The 18,898-nt window shown below is 73.7% G+C and carries 16 protein-coding genes; 13 read left to right on the top strand and 3 right to left on the bottom strand.

The window, feature by feature from the left end; all coding sequences use genetic code 11:
- The first annotated feature begins 20 nt into the window (after positions 1-20).
- Positions 21-1,373 carry a class I SAM-dependent RNA methyltransferase gene (locus ACFW3D_RS05480; RefSeq protein WP_500501573.1) on the top strand — a complete coding sequence of 451 codons (1,353 nt, stop codon included), beginning with the start codon at positions 21-23 and terminating at the stop codon, positions 1,371-1,373.
- 34 nt (positions 1,374-1,407) lie between these two features.
- Here the strand turns inward: ACFW3D_RS05480 and ACFW3D_RS05475 are convergent, their stop codons facing one another.
- Entirely contained in the window at positions 1,408-2,634 is a 1,227-nt protein-coding gene (locus ACFW3D_RS05475) for a DUF4241 domain-containing protein (RefSeq protein WP_500501570.1), read from the bottom strand.
- 375 nt (positions 2,635-3,009) lie between these two features.
- On the opposite strand from ACFW3D_RS05475, the gene ACFW3D_RS05470 reads away from it, so the two are divergent.
- The 3 genes from ACFW3D_RS05470 to ACFW3D_RS05460 all read left to right on the top strand — a co-directional run bounded on the left by ACFW3D_RS05470 (position 3,010) and on the right by ACFW3D_RS05460 (position 7,104).
- Positions 3,010-4,503 carry an IMP dehydrogenase gene (locus tag ACFW3D_RS05470; RefSeq protein ID WP_500501567.1) on the top strand — a complete coding sequence of 498 codons (1,494 nt, stop codon included), beginning with the start codon at positions 3,010-3,012 and terminating at the stop codon, positions 4,501-4,503.
- Between the two features lie 288 nt (positions 4,504-4,791).
- Positions 4,792-5,406 (top strand): TetR family transcriptional regulator, encoded by a 615-nt coding sequence (locus ACFW3D_RS05465; RefSeq protein ID WP_500501564.1) that lies wholly within the window; start codon positions 4,792-4,794, stop codon positions 5,404-5,406.
- 24 nt (positions 5,407-5,430) lie between these two features.
- The gene (locus tag ACFW3D_RS05460) at positions 5,431-7,104 is read left to right on the top strand and encodes an acyl-CoA dehydrogenase family protein (protein WP_500501561.1); all 1,674 of its coding nucleotides are present in this window, start codon (positions 5,431-5,433) and stop codon (positions 7,102-7,104) included.
- Between the two features lie 46 nt (positions 7,105-7,150).
- Here the strand turns inward: ACFW3D_RS05460 and ACFW3D_RS05455 are convergent, their stop codons facing one another.
- Positions 7,151-7,543 carry a PPOX class F420-dependent oxidoreductase gene (locus tag ACFW3D_RS05455; RefSeq protein WP_500501557.1) on the bottom strand — a complete coding sequence of 131 codons (393 nt, stop codon included), beginning with the start codon at positions 7,541-7,543 and terminating at the stop codon, positions 7,151-7,153.
- Between the two features lie 146 nt (positions 7,544-7,689).
- Between ACFW3D_RS05455 and ACFW3D_RS05450 the strand changes: the two genes are divergently transcribed.
- Together ACFW3D_RS05450 and ACFW3D_RS05445 are read left to right on the top strand one after the other, a co-directional pair.
- Positions 7,690-8,703, top strand: a complete 1,014-nt coding sequence (locus ACFW3D_RS05450) for an alcohol dehydrogenase (protein WP_500501554.1) — start codon at positions 7,690-7,692, stop codon at positions 8,701-8,703.
- Between the two features lie 224 nt (positions 8,704-8,927).
- The gene (locus tag ACFW3D_RS05445; protein ID WP_500501551.1) at positions 8,928-9,923 is read left to right on the top strand and encodes an extracellular catalytic domain type 1 short-chain-length polyhydroxyalkanoate depolymerase; all 996 of its coding nucleotides are present in this window, start codon (positions 8,928-8,930) and stop codon (positions 9,921-9,923) included.
- 39 nt (positions 9,924-9,962) lie between these two features.
- Here ACFW3D_RS05445 and ACFW3D_RS05440 read toward each other — a convergent pair whose 3' ends face one another.
- A complete protein-coding gene (locus tag ACFW3D_RS05440; protein WP_500501549.1) occupies positions 9,963-10,505 on the bottom strand; it encodes a DUF1697 domain-containing protein in 543 nt (180 codons plus the stop codon).
- A 102-nt stretch (positions 10,506-10,607) separates the two neighbouring features.
- On the opposite strand from ACFW3D_RS05440, the gene ACFW3D_RS05435 reads away from it, so the two are divergent.
- The 7 genes from ACFW3D_RS05435 to ACFW3D_RS05405 all read left to right on the top strand — a co-directional run bounded on the left by ACFW3D_RS05435 (position 10,608) and on the right by ACFW3D_RS05405 (position 18,896).
- The gene (locus ACFW3D_RS05435; RefSeq protein ID WP_500501545.1) at positions 10,608-11,876 is read left to right on the top strand and encodes an AAA family ATPase; all 1,269 of its coding nucleotides are present in this window, start codon (positions 10,608-10,610) and stop codon (positions 11,874-11,876) included.
- A 10-nt stretch (positions 11,877-11,886) separates the two neighbouring features.
- Positions 11,887-12,219 (top strand): nucleotide pyrophosphohydrolase, encoded by a 333-nt coding sequence (locus ACFW3D_RS05430; protein WP_500501541.1) that lies wholly within the window; start codon positions 11,887-11,889, stop codon positions 12,217-12,219.
- A gap of 138 nt (positions 12,220-12,357) precedes the next feature.
- Entirely contained in the window at positions 12,358-12,813 is a 456-nt protein-coding gene (locus tag ACFW3D_RS05425; protein WP_500501690.1) for a DUF6099 family protein, read from the top strand.
- 118 nt (positions 12,814-12,931) lie between these two features.
- Positions 12,932-13,855, top strand: coding sequence for an LLM class F420-dependent oxidoreductase (locus ACFW3D_RS05420; RefSeq protein ID WP_500501538.1), 924 nt, complete (start codon positions 12,932-12,934; stop codon positions 13,853-13,855).
- A 30-nt stretch (positions 13,856-13,885) separates the two neighbouring features.
- On the top strand, positions 13,886-14,848 hold the full coding sequence (gene mmuM, locus ACFW3D_RS05415; RefSeq protein ID WP_500501535.1) for a homocysteine S-methyltransferase: 963 nt from the start codon (positions 13,886-13,888) through the stop codon (positions 14,846-14,848).
- The gene (locus ACFW3D_RS05410; RefSeq protein ID WP_500501531.1) at positions 14,839-16,353 is read left to right on the top strand and encodes a 3' terminal RNA ribose 2'-O-methyltransferase Hen1; all 1,515 of its coding nucleotides are present in this window, start codon (positions 14,839-14,841) and stop codon (positions 16,351-16,353) included. The genes mmuM and ACFW3D_RS05410 overlap by 10 nt, the downstream gene beginning before the upstream one ends.
- The gene (locus tag ACFW3D_RS05405) at positions 16,350-18,896 is read left to right on the top strand and encodes a polynucleotide kinase-phosphatase (protein ID WP_500501529.1); all 2,547 of its coding nucleotides are present in this window, start codon (positions 16,350-16,352) and stop codon (positions 18,894-18,896) included. The genes ACFW3D_RS05410 and ACFW3D_RS05405 overlap by 4 nt, the downstream gene beginning before the upstream one ends.
- Positions 18,897-18,898: the final 2 nt, after the last annotated feature.

Here is an 18,898-nt window from a genome sequence, read left to right as displayed (position 1 = left end):
ATCCAGGAGCCCGTCCCGCCATGCAGCACCGTACGAAGGCCCCCGGGGCCGACGCCCTCGTCGGCGAGCGCTACGAGGTCGAGGTTGGCCCGGTCGCGCACGGCGGCCACTGCATCGCGCGGACGGTCCTGCCGGGCCACGACCGGCCGCAAGTGATCTTCGTCCGGCACGCGCTGCCCGGCGAGCGGGTCGTCGCGCAGATCACCGAGGGCGGCCCGGACTCGCGCTTCCTGCGCGCCGACGCCGTCGAGGTCCTGCAGGCCTCCCCGGACCGTGTCGAGGCACCCTGCCCGTTCTCCGGCCCCGGCAAGTGCGGCGGCTGCGACTGGCAGCACGCCGCCCCCGGCGCGCAGCGGCGGCTCAAGGTGCAGGTGATCACCGAGCAGCTGCAGCGGCTCGCCCACCTCACCCCCGAAGAGGCCGGCTGGGACGGCACCGTCGAGCCCGCCCCCGGTGACAAGGTCGCCAAGGGCGAGGTCCCGGCCTGGCGCACCCGCGTCCAGTACGCCGTCGACGCCGAGGGCCACGCGGGCCTGCGCCGCCACCGCTCCCACGAGGTGGAGCGCGTCGACCGCTGCCTGATCGCGGCCCCCGGGGTCTCCGAGCTGGGCGTCGAGTCCCGCGACTGGTCCGGGATCGCCTCCGTCGAGGCCATCGCCGCCACCGGCTCATCGGACCGTCAGGTGATCCTCACCCCCCGCCCCGGCGCCCGGCTCCCCATTGTCGAGCTGGACCGTCCCGTCTCCGTCCTGCGCGTCGACGAGCAGGGCGGCATCCACCGCGTGCACGGCCGCGGCTTTGTGCGCGAGCGCGCGATCGACCGCACCTGGCGGGTCGGCTCCGGCGGCTTCTGGCAGGTGCACCCCATGGCCGCCGGGCTCCTCGTCGAGGCCGTCATGCAGGGCCTGATGCCGCGCAAGGGCGAGACCGCGCTCGACCTCTACTGCGGCGTGGGCCTGTTCGCGGGCGCGCTGGCCGAGCGGGTCGGCGAGACCGGCGCCGTCCTCGGCATCGAGTCCGGCAAGCGCGCCGTGGAGGACGCCCGGCACAACCTGGGCGACCTCGACCGCGTCCGCATCGAGCAGGGCAAGGTCGAGTCCGTACTGCCCCGCACCGGGATCACCGAGGCCGACCTGGTCGTCCTGGACCCGCCCCGCACCGGCGCCGGCCGCGCCACCGTGGAGCACGTCGCCTCCCTCGGCCCCCGCCGCATCGCCTACGTCGCCTGCGACCCCGCCGCGCTCGCCCGCGACCTCGGCTACTTCGCCGCGGCCGGGTACACCCCGCGGCGGATGCGTGCGTTCGACCTCTTCCCGATGACGCACCACGTGGAGTGTGTGGCGATCCTTGAGCCGGCCGCGAAGGGTGCCTGACCCGGAGTCGGGCAGGAGTTGCCGGCGCAGGACATCAGACGTACGACGTGACCACCACGACGGAGACGAGCGCACCGGCGGCGTCGCGGCCCAGCCACACCGGCCACGTCCCGTCGCCCCCGGTGCAGAACGACACCAGGTCGCTTCCGGTCGCCTCGTCGACGGCACGTAGGTAGCCCTCGCCGATGGGCTCGCACGAGACGTCGCCCTGCTCCTCGTAGTAGCGCCTGACCTTCGCGGACAGCGTCTCCCAGGCCGCGGCGTCCGCGAAGCCGCCGGCCGCCGTGTCGGTGCCGAAGCCGTAGGCGTGGCCGTCGAGGAGCAGACGGGGGTCCTCACCCTCGCTCAGGGCCAACTCCCAGGCGACGGCGGGCTCGTCCCGGATCCGAAGGCGCACCGCGGGCTCTTCGGTGACCGGGAACCGCTCCCCCTCGTACTCGCCCTCACCGACGACGACGGCGGTCTCCAGCGCGTATTCGCCGGGGGGTATGCGCTCGGCGAGTTCACGGGGGTCCCTCGCGAGAGGGTCGGAGACGACCAGACGCCCGGTCGGGATCCGCACCATGGCGATGCGCCGCGGTTCGGCCGTCTCCATCCCGTTCCAGGGCTCCACGGGGAAGGGATTCCCGGGCCGGAAAAGGTCCTTGACGGGCAGCTCCATGCGCATGGGCTCCGGTGGACGCCACAACGACGCGGGCTCTTCGCCGTCGTCGCGCGCCGCGTCCCGGGCTGCCGTGTGGCCGGGCCCGGGCTCCTCCGGCAGCAGGGACGCGTCGGAGGCCCGAACGCCGTAACCGCCTCGGTCATGCCACCGCCGCTCCTCCGGCACATCGGCCAGGGTGTGGGACGAACCGCCGTTCCGGCCGCGTTCCTCCAGCACCTGCGTGCCTCTGCGACCGGGGAGGAGTTCCACCGTGAGCCGCCACGCGTCGGGCGCCAGGTCCGGCTGTTCCGGTGAGGCGTACCGCCGTTCCGCGTACCGCCGCAGGAAGAGGCGTTCGTCCTCCAGCAGCCGGAGGTCGATCTCGTGGGTCCGCCGTCCCAGCTCGTCGTAGACCCACTGCCCGACGAAGAGGTCACGCCAGGCGACGAGGTGCACCTCCGCGGGGACCGCGCGACCCGGGACCCGGTGCAGCACCACATAGGCGTCCCCGGTCGCGTCCCGTTCCTCCGCCTCCGCACGCGTCAGCGGTCCGAACGCACGGTGGGCGCCCGCGTCCCAACCCACGGCGTAGGAAACCGTCACCACGTCCTCGTCCACGGCCCCGCCGCCTCCGACCGGTTTCAGCGGCCCAAGGGCGAACCGCACACGTGTCGATCACTTTTCGGAGAGCGTAAACCCCGCCTGTGACAACGGCCTTGCCGAGCGCGTTGTGGGCCCCGGCGGCGCGATACGATCACGCATGGCGTGATGGAAGTCAGCGCCTGTGCAGCACCGTGCGGATCGGGTCCGCGTGCCCTCGCCGCCGGTTCGGCCGCGCGTGCGAGCACTGCCCCGCCGGGTGCGCCCGCTCTCGGGATCTCCAGAGTGCGTCCTTCCGACAGTGCGCCACCGGCCGGCGTCGATCCGCACTGCCCGCACGAGCCTTGCCGGTCCGCCGTCGACCGGTGCGCAGGCTCCTCTCCTGGAGACGACGTGAAGATCCTCCCCGAGATTTCCCGCACGCTCAGCGAGTACCTGCTCCTTCCGGGCCTGACCACGGAAGACTGCACGCCGGACCAAGTGGACCTCGGGGCGCCGCTGGTGCGTCACCGGGTCGGTGAGGAGCCGGGCATCCGGGTCGCCACCCCCATGGTGAGCGCCATCATGCAGGCGGTGTCGTCACCGGCGCTGGCGGTGGCGCTGGCGCAGGTCGGCGGGCTGTCGTTCATCCACCAGAACCAGCAGATCGAGGACCAGGCCGCGGACGTCCTCGCGGTGAAGCGGCACAAGGCCGGCTTCCGGACCGGTGACGTCACCGTCGCGCCGCGGACGCCGCTCGGGGAGGTCGCCCGGCTGCTGGCCGACACCGAGCAGGGCGTGGCCGTGGTGACGGGGAACGGGGAGGCGGACGGCGAGTTCCTGGGGATCATCAGCCTCGACGACTTCCACCTGGAACGGCACGGAGCCGCCGAGCCCGCCGACAGCCGGATGCGGGGCCGGAACGGACTGGTCACCGCGCCGGCCTCGGTTTCGCTGTCCGAGGCGAACGAGCTGATCTGGCAGCACCACCTGGACGTCCTTCCGGTGGTCGAGGGGGGCCGGGTGGTCTCCCTGGTGCTCAAGAGGGACTACCAGGCCCACAAGACGTACCACCGCGCGAGCGTGGACGGCGAGAAGCGTCTGCGGGTGGGCGCGGGCATCAATTCCCGTGACTTCAAGGACCGTGTTCCCGCCCTGGTGGAGGCCGGTGCGGACGTGCTGTGCCTGGACTCCTCGGACGGCTATTCCGTGTATCAGGCGAAGACCCTCGAATTCGCCCGGGAGGCGTACGGCGAGGCCGTTTTCGTCGGTGCGGGCAACGTCGTCGACGGCCGGGCCTTCCGTTACCTCGCCGACGCGGGCGCGGCGTTCGTGAAGGTCGGGATCGGCGGCGGCGCGATCTGCACCACCCGGGAGCAGAAGGGCATCGGCCGCGGGCAGGCCTCCGCGCTGCTCGACGTGGTCGGGGCGCGCGACGCCTATGCCCAGGAGACCGGGGTGTACGTACCGCTGTGCTGCGACGGGGGCCTGCTGAGCGACTCGCACATGGCGATGGCGCTGGCGATGGGCGCGGACTTCATCATGCTCGGCCGCTACTTCGCCCGGCTCGACGAGAGTCCGTCGCGGAAGCTCCAGATCGGCGGCCAGTGGTACAAGGAGTACTGGGGCGAGGGCTCGCTGCGCGCGCAGAACGCGGCCCGGTACGGCCAGCGCGGCCGGATGGCCTTCGAAGAGGGCGTCGACGGCTATGTCCCCTATGCCGGCAGCCTGTACGACAACGTGGAGCGCACCCGCGCCAAGCTCACCTCGACCATGATCAGCTGCGGGTCGACCAACCTCCGGGACTTCCACCGCGACGCGGTGCTCGTCGCGGTGTCCGCGGAGTCCTTCAAGCAGACCGGCGCCGAGGTGCAGCTCCGCCGCCCCGCCATCGACCCCGGAGAGTGATCCGACCGGGGTCGGCCGCGGCCCGGCCGGAGTTCCGCTCCCCGTACGGTACGTGAAACGGACGTCGCGTCACCTTCCGGGCGTGGGGAGCGGAACCCGGGAGGGCGGGCGGCGGCCGAGCGGCACCGTGACCGGCTCGGCGCACTCCCGTCGTCCCAGAGCACCGTTGCCGCACCGCTGAGGACGTCCGGCGCCTCGCACCGCCGCTCCGCCACCGCCTCCCCGTGCCGCCTCGGGACGGGGGCGCGGGGCTGGCATGAAGGTCTGAACGGTGCTTCACTTGTTGTCATGGCCTACCGGAAGACGCCCGCGGTGCAGGACCGCCTCGCCGCCGCCAGGGAACACCTGGTGGCGCGGGCCACGGCCGTCGTCGCCGAAGTGGGCTGGGCGAACGCGTCCGTCACCGCGGTGGCGGCCGCGGCCGGGATGTCCGTGGGCACGGTGTACCAGCACTTCCCCTCCAAGGGCGCGCTCGCGGTCGAGGTGTTCCGCCGGGCTTCGGGCCGTGAGGTCGAGGTGCTCGGGGAGGTGCTGCGCGAGGGCGGTGGCGACCCCGTGCAGCGGCTGGCCCTCGGCGTCACCGTCTTCGCCCGCCGCGCCATGGAGAACCGGGGGCTGGCCCACGCCCTGCTCGCGGCACCGGCCGAACCGGCCGTGGGCGCGGAGCGGCTGGACTTCCGGCGCCGCTACCGCGCCGTGTTCGCCGAGGTGATCCGCGAGGGGATCGCCGCCGGACTGCTGCCCGCCCAGGATTCCGAGGTCACCGCGGCGGCCCTGACCGGGGCCATCGGCGAGGTCCTGGTGGACCCGCTGTCCGCCCCCGCCGAGGGAGCCGCCGACCACCTCGTCACCGAACTGGTGGCGATGTCCCTGCGCTGCGCGGGCGCCGTGCCCGCCGTCTGACTCCCGACCACGAAGGGCCCTGCCATGACCGCGATCGCAGATGCCGCGCCGCGCAGCAACCCCGCCGCGCGTACGCACGAGGTGACCAACCAGGCCCCGCCGCTGGTCGGCCACGACGTCGCCGAGGACGTCGTGCTGCTGGAGGGCGTGCGCCGCGAGGGGGCCGGGTGGTACGTCGACGACCTGCACCGCCTGGGCCGGCTCGCCGGATCGGAGCAGGTGCAGCGCTGGGCGGAGGAGGCCAACCGGTACGAGCCGGTGCTGCGCACCCACGACCGGTACGGCAACCGCGTCGACGAGGTGGACTTCCACCCCTCGTACCACGCGCTCATGGAGGTCGCCCTCGCCGAGGGCCTGGCCGGAGCGCCCTGGGCCGACGACCGGCCCGGCGCCCACGTGGCCCGCGCGGCCGGCTTCATGGTGTGGAGCACCGCCGAGGCCGGCCACGGCTGCCCGGTGTCCATGACCTATGCCGTCGTCCCGGCGCTGCGTGCCGCGCCGGACCTGGCCGCTGTGTACGAGCCGCTGCTCACCAGCCGCGTCTACGACCCCGGACTGCGTGCCCCCGCCGGCAAGCGCGGGCTCCTCGCCGGCATGGGGATGACCGAGAAGCAGGGCGGCACCGATGTGCGGGCCAACACCACCACCGCCACCGAACGGCCGGACGGCACCTGGCGGCTGCGCGGGCACAAGTGGTTCACCAGCGCGCCCATGAACGACCTGTTCCTCGTGCTGGCCCAGGCCCCCGCGGGGCTGTCCTGCTTCCTGGTGCCCAGGGTGCTGCCGGACGGCAGCCGCAACACCTTCCGCATCCAGCGGCTGAAGGACAAGCTCGGCAACCGCAGCAACGCCAGCAGCGAGCCGGAGTTCGACGACACCGTGGCCTGGCTGGTCGGTCCCGAGGGCCAGGGCGTACGGACCATCATCGAGATGGTCACCATGACCCGGCTGGACTGCATCCTCGGCTCCGCCTCAGGCACCCGCGCCGCGCTCGCCCAGGCCGCCCACCACGTCCGGCACCGCGCGGTGTTCGGCGCCCGGCTGATCGACCAGCCCCTGATGCGCAACGTCATCGCCGACCTCGGGCTGGAGTCCGAGGCCGCCACCACCCTGGCGCTGCGCGTCGCCGGCGCCGTCGACCGGGCCCGGAGCGGGGACGCGCAGGAGCGGGCGTTCCTGCGGCTGGCCACGGCCGTCGGCAAGTACTGGGTCTGCAAGCGGCAGCCCGCAGTGGTGGCCGAGGCCCTGGAGTGCCTGGGAGGCAACGGCTACGACGAGGCGTCCGGCATGCCCCGGCTCTACCGCGAGGCGCCGCTGAACGGCATCTGGGAGGGCTCCGGCAACGTCAACGCCCTGGACGTGCTGCGCGCCCTCACCCGGGAACCCGACTCCCTGGACGCCTTCCGCGCCGAGGTCGAGGCCGCCGCGGGCGGTGACGCCCGCCTCGACGAGGCCTGGCGCCGGGTACGCGGCGAGCTGGTGCTCACCGAGGACGCCCCGCTGCGCGCCCGCCGTCTCGTGGAGCGCCTGGCGCTGGTGCTGCAGGGCGCGCTGCTCGTCCGGTACGCACCGGCCGCGGTGGCGGACGCCTTCTGCGCCTCCCGCCTGGCCGGCGACCGGGGCCTGGCCTTCGGCACCCTCCCCGCGGGGACGGACCTGGCCGCGGTCATCGAGCGCGTACCCGGCGCCACGGGGTGAGCGCCGGGGGCCGCGGCCGCCCGCGGCGGTCGTGGCCCCGCCCGGGTCACGCCGTGCCGCTGATGCTCTCGGCCTCGATCACGAACAGCACGCGCACCTGGTCACGGCCGCCGTACCAGGGGTACGGCCCGCCGGTGTACTTGTGCGAGAGCTTCTCGATGTGGTCCTCCGCGCCCTCCGTGGTCACCTCGCGCACGCGACCGCGGACCTGGAAGTAGCGGGACGGGTCGTCCGGATCGGAGACGGCGACCGCCACCCGCGGGTCCCGCGCGATGTTCCGGGTCTTCACATGGCTGCGCACGCTGTTGACGAGCACGTGCTCGCCGTCGGTGTCGACCCACGTCTGGGTCAGTTGCGGCGAGCCGTCCGGCATGGTGGTCGCAAGGAAGCACAGGCTCGGGCGGTGCAGGAGGTCGAGCAGGTCGGCGGGTAGTTTCATGATCGTCCCTCGGTCGGCTGGGCGCAGCCTACGCCCTCGCCGCGCGGCCCCGGCGACCGGCGCTCGGCGCGAGAAAACGACGCCCCGGGGTCACGATGGGTGGGAAGGGCGCTACGCGCCGCAACCCCTCACACAGCGGACGGGCAATGAACTCCATGCGGGTGGCCCAGGTCTCCGAACCGGGCCGACCATTCGAAATCGTCGAGCGCGAGCTGCCGGAGCCCGGCCCCGGCCATGTCCGGATCGCGGTGGAGGCCTCGGGCGTCTGTCACAGCGACGCCGGCTTTGTGCACAACGCCGTCCCGCACGTCACGTTCCCCCTGGTCACCGGCCACGAGGTCGCCGGGCGCATCGACGCCCTCGGTGAGGGCGTGCGGTACTGGACGGTGGGCGACCGTGTGGAGGTCGGCTGGTTCGGCGGTCACTGCGGGCACTGCCCGCCCTGCCGCGAGGGCCACTTCATCAACTGCCGGAACCTCCAGGTGCCCGGCTGGGCGTACGAGGGCGGCTACGCCACCCACATGGTCGCCCCGGTCAACGCGCTGGCCCGGATCCCCGACGGCCTGACCGCGGTCGACGCCGCCCCGCTCGGCTGCGCCGGCGTCACCACGTACAACGCCTTCAAGAGGAGCTCCGCCAGGCCCGGCGACCTCGTCGCGGTGGTCGGCGTCGGCGGCCTCGGGCACCTGGCGGTGCAGTACGCGGCCAAGTTCGGGTTCGAGACGGTCGCCGTCGCGCGCGGCGAGGAGAAGCGGGCACTGGCCATGCAGCTCGGCGCCCACCACTACGTCGACAGCTCCGCCGGCGACCCGGCCAAGGAACTGCAGGCCCTCGGCGGGGCCACCGTCGTGCTCGCCACGGCCTCCAACTCGCAGGCCATGGCGGCCGGAGTCGAGGGGCTGCAGCCCGGCGGGCAGCTGATCGTCATCGGCATCGACTCCGAGCCGCTGCCGATCACGCCGGCCCAGCTGATCCTGTCGTCCCGTTCGGTCGTCGGCCATCCGTCCGGCACCTCGCGCGACGTCGAGCACACGATGGAGTTCAGCGCGCTCGCCGGGATCCGCCCGATGACCGAGACGGTGCCGCTGGAGGAGGTCAACGAGGCGTTCGCCCGCATGATGTCGGGCGCCGCGCGCTTCCGCATGGTCCTCGTCCCCTGAGCCGCCAGGGTGCCGCCGGCCGGGGGTAATCCGGTTGCCCTCCCCGACCGGCGGCGAGGGCGTCCTGGGGTACGCCTTCGGCCACTACCGGGAGGGCTGCGGCGAACCCCCGGCAATGCCCGGGCACCGGTGCGCCCGAAGGTTCCGGGGCACCACGCGCGGCGTCCGCGTTGTGGTGCCCCGGGCCATGTCGCGGGCGCCGCGGCGCTCCTACCGTCCGGCGCATGACCTTACTCAGAGCCGCACTCCAACGGGGCCGCCCGCGCGCCGCCCTGCTCGCCGTCCTCGTGGCGCTCCTCGCCGCGCTCGTCCCCGTCCGGCCCGCCCACGCCGCCGGGACGATCGAGGAGGTGACCGGCTTCGGCAGCAACCCGGGCGCGCTGCGGATGTACCGCTACGTCCCCGCCGGGCTGCCGCAGGGCCGGCCGGTCGTCGTCGCCCTCCACGGCTGCACCCAGAACGCCCAGGGGTACGGCACCCAGAGCGGCTGGACCGCCCTGGCCGACCGCTGGGGCTTCTCCGTGGTGCTGCCCGGGCAGACCTCGGCCAACAACCTCAGCCAGTGCTTCAACTGGTTCCAGAGCGGTGACATCGCGCGCGGCCAGGGCGAGGCCCTCTCCATCCGGCAGATGACCGCCCGCCAGGTCACCGACACCGGTGCCGATCCGTCACGGGTGTACGTGACCGGGCTCTCCGCGGGCGGCGCGATGACCGCGGTGATGATGGCGGCCTACCCCGACGTGTATGCCGCGGGCGGCGTGGTCGCCGGGCTGCCGTACGGCTGCGCGCAGGCGGCGGGCTCGCCGTACGTGTGCATGTACGTTGGCGCGACGCAGACGCCCGGCCAGTGGGGCGGCCGGGTCCGCGCCGCATTCCCCGGGTACACGGGCCCGTGGCCGCGGCTGAGCGTCTTCCAGGGCACCGCCGACTACACGGTCAAGCCCGTCAACATGGACGACCTCGTGCGGCAGTGGACGGACGTGCACGGCACCGACCAGACCGCCGACGCCTCCGACATCGTCGCGGGCTTCCCCCACCGGACGTACCGGGACGCCTCCGGCGCCGCGGCCGTCGAGACGTACAGCATCACGGGCATGGGCCACGGCCAGCCCGTCGACCCGGGCAGCGGGGCGGCGCAGTGCGGCACGGCCGCCGCCTACATGCTCGACGTCAACCTCTGTGCGGCCTACCGGCTCGGGACGGGCTGGGGCCTGGGCTGAACCGGGAGGGGTGACGGGGCGCACGCCGGCCCCGCCCCGTCACTCCGCGGCCATCGCCACGAGGCGGGTCACGGTGTTCCAGTTGCGGGCCGTGGCCGTCAGGCCGAGGCGCTTCTCCCACAGCGCGTGGGAGAGGCGGGTCTTCTGCACCCCGTTCGGGCAGTGCACGTAGATCTCGCGCTCCCCCGGGCGGAACTCGTCGGGCGCGAAGCCGGCCGGGTCGAGGTCCGCGAGCCGGTCCGGCTCGACCGGCCCCGAAAGGAAGGTGACCAGGAAGCGCGCCGGGTCGACGCCCGTCATGTCGAACGGGTTGCGCTCGACGACCCCGGCCAGCCCGGCGGCCTCGCGGACGACGCACGGCACCTTCCGCCCGTCGAACGCCGCGGCGACGGCCGCCTCCAGCGCTTCCGCGAGCTTCCCCGGATCGGCCTGCTCGTGCTCGAACAGGGCGTTGCCGCTCTGCAGATGGGTGCGCACGGACGCGCCGCCGATCTCCTCCAGCAGCCGGTGCAGGTCCTGCATCGGGAGCCTGGTCGTCGGCCCGACGTTGATCCCGCGCAGGAGCGCCACGTATCCGGTCACCCCGCCACATTAACCGCCGCCTCGCCGGGCTTACCCACTTTCGGAGGACCGCCGGCCCGGCGGAACGGTTCGGCACCGGATGCCGCCGATACGTTCGCCTCCATGAGCACGAAGCGTGACCGCCCGGTCGTCACCGAACTGCGGCTCTCCGCCTTCAAGTCGCACCGCGGCGCGAGCTTCCCGCTCGGGCCGCTCACCGTGCTGGCGGGGGGAAGCGGAACCGGCAAGTCCAGCGTCCTGGAGGGGCTCGGCCTGCTCGGCCGGCTCGCCGCCGGCGAGGAACTGGCCATGGCGTTCGACGGCGTGCGCGGGGGAGTGGCGGCGTGCGTGCCCCACGCCGCCAGACCGGACGCCGAGGGCCGGCGCGGCTTCCGCATCGGCTGCACGGTGGACGGCTCCGTCGGCCCCGTCGCGCTCGACGTCGCCGTGCAGACCGAACCCGAACTGCGCATCGTCGGTGAGCGGTTGACCGGCGCCGGGGAGACCCTGCTCGCCACCGCGCTGCGCGACCCGGGGCGGCGTACGGTGCAGGCGGCCTGGCACACGGCGGGACTGGTCCCGGTGACCCGGGCCCCGCTGCCGGACGACCGGCTGGCCACCTCCCTGCTGCCGCTGCGCGTCGCGGGCACGACCGAGGGGCAGCGGCTGGTGCTCGCCGCCGCCGAGCAGACGGTGCTCGCGCTGCGCGGGGTGTTCCCCGTCGACCCCCGGCCGCACACGATGCGCGAGCCCGCGCGGGTGGCGGACGGCCTGCTCCGCGGCGGCTGCGACAACCTCTCGGCGGTGCTGCGCCGCACCCAGGGCGAGTGCCGTACACGGCACGCGGCGCTGGTCGGCGCGCTGCGGGCGGTGTGCAGCCCGCCCGTAGAAGGGCTGACGGTGATCCCCGCCGGTGAGCCGGGGACGGGGGCGTACGCGGAGTCCGTGGTGGCGGCCGTCGACCGGGGACCGCTGGGGCTGGTGCCGGTGGACCGGCTCGGCGACGGGGAGTTGCGCTTCCTCGCGCTGGCGCTGGTGCTGCTGACCGGGCCGGGCGTGCTGGAGGTGGACACCAGCGGAGAGGTGCCCGACGCCGTGCAGGTCCTCACCGTGCTGGCGGACGGCCTGGACGTCGGTCTGGACCGGGCACAGTCGCGGCAGTTGCTGGCGCTGGCCGCGCAGGTCGCCGAACGCGGTCACATCAGGCTGCTCGGCACGGTGCACGACCCCTCCGTGGCCGAGGGGGCGGAGGGGACGACCCTGCTGCGCCTCGGGGGCGCGGCGGCGGACCGGGAACGCGTGCCGGTGCAGGGGACGGGCCCGCATGCGCCTGCCGCCGGGACCCCGCCGGCCGGGCAGGCCCCGCCGCAGCACGCGGCGGCGATGGGGTAGACCTGCGGGTGTGACCGAGGATCTGCACGCGCTGCAGCGCAGGCTGGCCGCTTTCGCGGCCGCCCGGCGCTGGGAGCCGTACCACACACCCAAGAACCTGGCCGCGGCCCTGAGCGTCGAGGCCTCCGAGCTCCTGGAGATCTTCCAGTGGCTCACCCCCGAACAGGCGGCGGGGGTGATGGAGGACCCCGACAGCGCGCACCGGGTGCGGGACGAGGTGGCGGACGTGCTCGCGTACCTGCTGCAGTTCTGCGAGGTGCTCGGCGTGGACGTGCTGGAGGCCCTGTCCGCCAAGATCGACCGCAACGAGCTGCGCTTCCCTCTGCCGGGGGCCGGGGACTGACGCACGGCGCGCCGCTCACACGGACGGGTGACCGCGTTGTCCACAGGCAGAAACCGGCCACTTCCGCCTCTCGTCACGATCCGTCACGCTGAGTGAGGAACGGACGGCGGGGTGGAAACGGAGCGGGGGTGCGTCGTGATGGACGCGGTACGGCTGATCAGGGCCACGCGGGAGGCGCTGCGCGGCGGCGGGACCGAGCGTGAGCTGATGGCGGAGGCCTGGCAGGTGCAGGCACTGACGGAGGCCATCGGCAGCCACCTCGCGCTCCACGGGGCGCCCGAGCTGCGCACCGCCGGCTTCTCCGTCTGCGAGGCGGGCGGCCGGGCGTGCGGCGCCACGGGACCGCCGGGTGTGACCTCCGGGCCGTTGCGCGCGGCCATGCTCACCGAAGTGCGCGAACCGGCCGGGACCTTGCGCGAGCTGCGCGAACTGCTGTCGGAGCTGGGCATGGCCCTGGTCTCGGTGGCCTGCACCGCCGAGAGCGAGACGGAGTACTGGCAGTGCATCGAGGCGGTCGATGCCGCCGACGAGTCCAAGGACCGGGTGGGAGTGCTCCTGCGCGCGGTCGAGGCACGGCAGCGGGAGGGCGCATGAGCACCAAGTCCGCTCTGCGGAAGCGGAGTTGGCGGATTGCTGTCGTCCCCTGTCCGGGAGGGTGCCACACGCGACAGGTTGCCGATCGAATCCGGGCGAAGAGGTGCAGGATGGAGCCATGGATCTTCGAATCTTCACCGAGCCCCAGCAAGGGGCCTCGTACGACACCCTGCTCTCCGTCGCCAAGGCGACCGAGGAGCTCGGCTTTGAGGCCTTCTTCCGCTCCGACCACTACCTCAAGATGGGCGACGTCGACGGCATGCCGGGGCCGTCCGACGCGTGGATCACCCTGGCCGGCCTCGCCCGCGAGACCAAGCGGATCCGGCTCGGCACGCTGATGACGGCCGCCACCTTCCGGCTGCCGGGTGTGCTCGCCATCCAGGTCGCGCAGGTGGACCAGATGTCGGGCGGCCGGGTCGAGCTGGGCCTGGGCGCCGGGTGGTACGCGGACGAGCACGCCGCGTACGGCATCCCGTTCCCGAAGGAGAAGTTCGCCAGGCTGGAGGAGCAGCTCGCCATCGTCACCGGCCTCTGGGAGACCCCGGTCGGCGAGACCTTCGACTTCAAGGGCACGCACTACACGGTGGAGAACTCGCCCGCCCTGCCCAAGCCGGCCCAGGCGAAGCTCCCGGTCCTCATCGGCGGCCACGGTGCCAGGCGCACCCCGCGGCTCGCGGCCCGCTACGCGGACGAGTTCAACCTGCCCTTCGGCTCCCTGGAGGACACCGCCTCACAGTTCGCCCGGGTGCGGGAGGCCGCCGAGGAGCAAGGCCGGGGCAAGGACGAGATCGTCTACTCCAACGCCCTCGTCGTGTGCGTCGGCAAGGACGACGCCGAGGTCGCCCGCAGGGCCGCGGTCATCGGCCGTGAGGTCGACGAGCTCAAGGCCAACGGCCTCGCCGGTTCCCCCGCCGAGGTCGTCGACAAGATCGGCCGCTACGCCGAGCTCGGCGCCACCCGCTTCTACCTGCAGATCCTGGACCTGAGCGACCTCGGGCACCTGGAACTGATCGCCTCCGAGGTCCAGTCGCAGCTCGGCTGAGCCCGGCACACCACGCAAGGAGCACCCGCGATGCCCGCACCCGCCCGGCCCCTGGCGCAGGCCCTCGCCGAGGGCACCGTCGTCCTCGACGGCGGGCTGTCCAACCAGCTCGCCGACCAGGGCTGCGACCTCGACGACGCCCTCTGGTCCGCCCGGCTGCTCGCCGACGAGCCGGAGCAGATCGAGGCGGCGCACACCGCCTACGTGCGGGCGGGCGCGCGGGTGCTCATCACCTCCAGTTACCAGGCCACCTACGAGGGGTTCGCAGCGCGCGGCATCGGGCGGGAGGGGACGACCGCCCTGCTGCGGCGCAGCGTCGCCCTCGCTCGTGCCGCCGCCCGTGACCGCGAGGACGTGTGGGTGGCGGCCTCCGTGGGACCGTACGGCGCGATGCTCGCGGACGGCAGCGAGTACCGGGGCCGCTACGGGCTGGCCGTCGCGGAGCTGGAGCGCTTCCACCGGCCCAGGATCGAGACGCTGGCCGAGGCGGGCCCGGACGTCCTGGCGCTGGAGACCGTGCCGGACACCGATGAGGCGGAGGCGCTGCTGAGGGCCGTCGAAGGCCTCGGGGTGCCGGTCTGGCTGAGCTACACCGTCGCGGACGGGGCGACCCGGGCCGGGCAGCCCCTGGAGGAGGCCTTCCGGATCGCCGCGGACACCGACGAGGTGATCGCCGTCGGCGTCAACTGCTGCGACCCGGCGGACGCCGCCCGGGCGGTCGAGACGGCGGCGGCGACCGTGGACCTGCCCGTGGTCGTCTACCCCAACAGCGGCGAGGCCTGGGACGAACGGGGCCGCACCTGGAGCGGCGCTCCGGCCTTCGACCCGGACCTGGCGTCCGCCTGGCAGCGGGCCGGTGCCCGGCTCATCGGGGGATGCTGCCGGGTCGGGCCCGCGCAGATATCCGCCCTCGCCTCCGTCCTCGCCCCCCAGCCGGGGAAAACCGCTGTTCGGGGCCACGGCGGGCAGGCGATACTCAGGCGGTGTTCCTGACGATAACGACCACCGGCAGCGGCGGCTTGCCCGCCACGGACCTCGGCTTCCTGCTGCACAAGCATCCCGACAAGGCCCAGGTCTTCTCGACCTCCTACGGCGACGCCCACGTCTTCTACCCCGTGGCGTCCGAGCAACGGTGCACCGCCGCGCTGCTGCTGGAGGTCGATCCGGTGGCGCTGGTCCGGCGAGGCAAGGGCAAGGGCCGGGGCGGGGCCCCCGACTCCGCGCTCGGCCAGTACGTCAACGACCGGCCGTACGCCGCCTCGTCGCTGCTGGCGGTCGCCCTCCGCACGGTGTTCGTCAGCGCCCTGAGAGGCGTCTGCGACGCCCGCCCCGAGCGGGCCGCGCAGCCCCTGTCACTGCGGATCGAGATCCCCGCCGTGCCCGCGCGCGGCGGCGCCGCTCTCGTGCGCCGGCTTTTCGAGCCGCTGGGCTGGACCGTCGAGGCCGAACCGGTCGCACTGGACGAGATGTTCCCCGCGTGGGGCGAGTCGCGCTACGTGCGGCTGGCCCTCGAGGGCGAGCTGCGGCTGTCCGCGGCCCTGCGGCACCTGTACGTACTGTTGCCGGTCCTGGACGACGCCAAGCACTACTGGGTGTCGCCCGACGAGGTCGACAAGCTGCTGCGCATGGGCGACGGATGGCTCGCCGCCCACCCGGAGCAGCGGCTGATCACCAGCCGCTACCTGTCCCGCCGCTGGTCGCTGACCCGGCAGGCCATGGAGCGGCTGGAGCTGGCCCGGCTCGCCGAGGCGGACGACAGCGAGGCCGAGGAGCTGGACAACGCCGTGGACGAGGAGGTGGACACCGAGGAGAAGCCGCTGCCACTGGCGGTGCAGCGCCGCGAGGCGATCCTGGCGGAGCTGCGCGACGCCGGGGCGGGCCGTGTCCTCGACCTCGGCTGTGGCCAGGGCCAGCTGGTCGGCGCGCTGCTGAAGGACGTCCGCTTCACCGAGGTCCTCGGCGTCGACGTGTCGTCCCGGGCCCTGGGCGAGGCGGCGAGGCGGCTGCGGCTGGACCGCATGGGCGAGCGGCAGTCCTCCCGCGTCCGGCTGGTGCAGGGCTCCCTGACCTACACCGACGCCCGGCTCAAGGGCTACGACGCCGCCGTGCTCAGCGAGGTCGTCGAACACCTCGACCTGCCCCGGCTGCCCGCCCTGGAGTACGCCGTCTTCGGCTCGGCACGCCCCGCGACGGTGCTCGTGACCACGCCGAACGTCGAGTACAACGTGCGCTGGGAGACGCTGCCCGCCGGGCACGTCCGGCACGCGGACCACCGCTTCGAGTGGACCCGCGAGGAGTTCCGCGCGTGGGCCGAACAGGTCGCCGGCCGCCACGGCTACGGCGTCCGCTTCGTCCCCGTGGGTCCCGACGACCCCGAGGTCGGCCCGCCCACCCAGATGGCCGTCTTCACCCTGACCACCACGACCGCCACGATCACCCAGACCACGACCGCCACCACGACCACCACCACGACTGCGAAGGAGGTCACGTCCGCATGACCGGCAAGCGCACCCTCCCGGTGACCGACCTGTCCCTCGTGGTCCTGGTCGGCACCACCGGCTCCGGCAAGTCGACGTTCGCCCGGCGCCACTTCAAGCCCACCGAGGTGATCTCCTCGGACTTCTGCCGCGGACTCGTCAGCGACGACGAGAACGACCAGGCCGCCACCGGCGACGCCTTCGACGTGCTGCACTACATCGCCGGCAAGCGGCTCGCCGCCGGCCGGCTCACCGTCATCGACGCCACCAGCGTGCAGCAGGAGAGCCGCCGCCAGCTCGTCCGGCTCGCCCGCGAGCACGACGTGCTGCCCATCGCGATCGTCCTCGACGTCCCCGAGCAGGTCTGCATCGAGCGGAACGCCTCCCGTCCCGACCGCGCGCACCTGCCCCGGCACGTCGTGCAGCGCCAGCAGCGCGAGCTGCGCCGCTCCCTGCGGCAGCTGGAGCGCGAGGGCTTCCGCAAGGTGCACATCCTGCGCGGCACCGAGGAGGTCGAGGCGGCCGAGGTCGTGCTGGAGCGCCGCTACAACGACAAGCGCGAGCTCACCGGCCCGTTCGACATCATCGGCGACGTCCACGGCTGCAGCTCCGAGCTGGAGACCCTGCTCGGCAAGCTGGGCTACGTCGACGGCGTGCACCCCGAGGGCCGCACCGCCGTCTTCGTCGGAGACCTCGTCGACCGCGGCCCCGACAGCCCCGGCGTGCTGCGCCGCGTCATGGGCATGGTCGCCGCAGGCGACGCCCTGTGCGTGCCCGGCAACCACGAGAACAAGCTGGGCCGCTGGCTCGGCGGCAAGAAGGTCCAGCACACCCACGGCCTCGCCGAGACCATCGAGCAACTGGAGAAGGAGGACGAGAAGGACCCCGCCTTCCGGGAGCAGGTGCGCGAGTTCATCGGCGGACTCGTCAGCCACTACGTGCTCGACGGCGGCAAGCTGGTCGTCTGCCACGCCGGCCTGCCCGAGAAGTACCACGGCCGTACCTCCGGCCGGGTCCGCTCGCACGCCCTGTACGGCGACACCACCGGCGAGACCGACGAGTTCGGCCTGCCCGTGCGCTACCCGTGGGCGGAGGACTACCGCGGCCGCGCCGCCGTCGTCTACGGCCACACGCCCGTGCCGAGCACCTCGTGGATCAACAACACGATCTGCCTCGACACCGGCGCCGTCTTCGGCGGCCGGATGACGGCCCTGCGGTGGCCCGAGCGCGAGATCGTCGATGTCCCCGCGGAGCGGGTCTGGTATGAGCCGGCCAAGCCGCTGGCGAGCGAGGCCCCCGGCGGCCAGGACGGGCGGCCGCTCGACCTCGCCGATGTCAGCGGCCGCCGTGTGGTGGAGACCGTGCACCACGGCCGGGTCGCCGTCCGCGAGGAGAACGCGGCCGCCGCGCTGGAGGTCATGAGCCGGTTCGCGGTGGACCCGCGGCTGCTGATGTACCTGCCGCCGACGATGTCGCCGTGCGCGACCTCGCAGCTGGAGGGCTACCTGGAGCACCCGCACGAGGCGTTCGCCGCCTACCGGGCGGACGGCATCGGCCAGGTGCTCTGCGAGGAGAAGCACATGGGCTCCCGCGCCGTGGCGCTGGTGTGCCGCGACGCGGAGGCGGCCGCTGAGCACTTCGGCGTGACCGGCGGCGTGACGGGATCCCTGCACACCCGCACGGGCCGTCCGTTCTTCGACGACCCGGCCGTCACCGAACAGGTCCTGGAGCGGCTGCGGGCCTCCGTCACCGCCGCCGGGCTGTGGGACGAGCTCGGCACGGACTGGCTGCTGCTCGACGCCGAGCTGATGCCCTGGTCGCTGAAGGCCTCCGGCCTGCTGCGCAAGCAGTACGCCGCCGTGGGCGCGGCCTCCGGCGCGGTCTTCCCCGGCGCGCTCGCCGCCCTGGAGTCCGCCGTCGCGCGGGGCACCGACGTGGCGGGGCTGCTGGAGCGGCAGCGCGGGCGGTCCGCGGACGCCGCCGCCTTCACCGAGGCGTACCGGCGCTACTGCTGGACGACCGAGGGCCTGGACGGGGTGCGTCTCGCGCCCTTCCAGGTCCTGGCCGCCCAGGGCCGCAGCCTCGCCGCGCTCCCGCACGACGAACAGCTGGCCCTCATCGACCGCCTGGTCGCGAACGACCCGACGGGGCTGCTGCAGGAGACCCGCAGGCTGCTCGTCGACACCCGCGACGAGGAGTCGGTGGCCGCCGGCACGCGGTGGTGGCTGGAGCTGACCGAGGCCGGCGGCGAGGGCATGGTCGTCAAGCCGCTCCAGGCCCTGGCACGCACCGAGGACGGCAACCGCCTGGTCCAGCCCGGCATCAAGTGCCGCGGCCGGGAGTACCTGCGGATCATCTACGGTCCGGAGTACACCGGGCCCGACCAGCTGGTCAGGCTCCGCTCCCGGGCCCTGGGCCACAAGCGTTCCCTCGCGTTGCGCGAGTACGCGCTGGGCCTGGAGGCGCTGGACCGGCTGGCCGCGGGCGAGCCGCTGTGGCGTGTGCACGAGGCGGTCTTCGCCGTCCTGGCCCTGGAGTCCGAGCCGGTGGACCCCCGGCTGTGACG

Origin of the sequence: Streptomyces sp. NPDC058864 (assembly GCF_042742985.1) — a bacterium.
Classification (GTDB): Bacteria; Actinomycetota; Actinomycetes; order Streptomycetales; family Streptomycetaceae; genus Actinacidiphila.
The sequence above is the reverse complement of the archived record's forward strand: the minus strand, read 5'-3'. Positions and strand labels throughout refer to the sequence as shown.

Coding starts and splice junctions, on each gene's coding strand:
- ACFW3D_RS05480 (WP_500501573.1), top strand. CDS start 21: ATGCAGCACCGTACGAAGGCCCCCGGGGCCGACGCCCTCGTCGGCGAG.
- ACFW3D_RS05465 (WP_500501564.1), top strand. CDS start 4,792: ATGGCCTACCGGAAGACGCCCGCGGTGCAGGACCGCCTCGCCGCCGCC.
- ACFW3D_RS05460 (WP_500501561.1), top strand. CDS start 5,431: ATGACCGCGATCGCAGATGCCGCGCCGCGCAGCAACCCCGCCGCGCGT.
- ACFW3D_RS05455 (WP_500501557.1), bottom strand. CDS start 7,543: ATGAAACTACCCGCCGACCTGCTCGACCTCCTGCACCGCCCGAGCCTG.
- ACFW3D_RS05450 (WP_500501554.1), top strand. CDS start 7,690: ATGAACTCCATGCGGGTGGCCCAGGTCTCCGAACCGGGCCGACCATTC.
- ACFW3D_RS05445 (WP_500501551.1), top strand. CDS start 8,928: ATGACCTTACTCAGAGCCGCACTCCAACGGGGCCGCCCGCGCGCCGCC.
- ACFW3D_RS05435 (WP_500501545.1), top strand. CDS start 10,608: ATGAGCACGAAGCGTGACCGCCCGGTCGTCACCGAACTGCGGCTCTCC.
- ACFW3D_RS05425 (WP_500501690.1), top strand. CDS start 12,358: ATGGACGCGGTACGGCTGATCAGGGCCACGCGGGAGGCGCTGCGCGGC.
- ACFW3D_RS05420 (WP_500501538.1), top strand. CDS start 12,932: ATGGATCTTCGAATCTTCACCGAGCCCCAGCAAGGGGCCTCGTACGAC.
- mmuM (WP_500501535.1), top strand. CDS start 13,886: ATGCCCGCACCCGCCCGGCCCCTGGCGCAGGCCCTCGCCGAGGGCACC.
- ACFW3D_RS05405 (WP_500501529.1), top strand. CDS start 16,350: ATGACCGGCAAGCGCACCCTCCCGGTGACCGACCTGTCCCTCGTGGTC.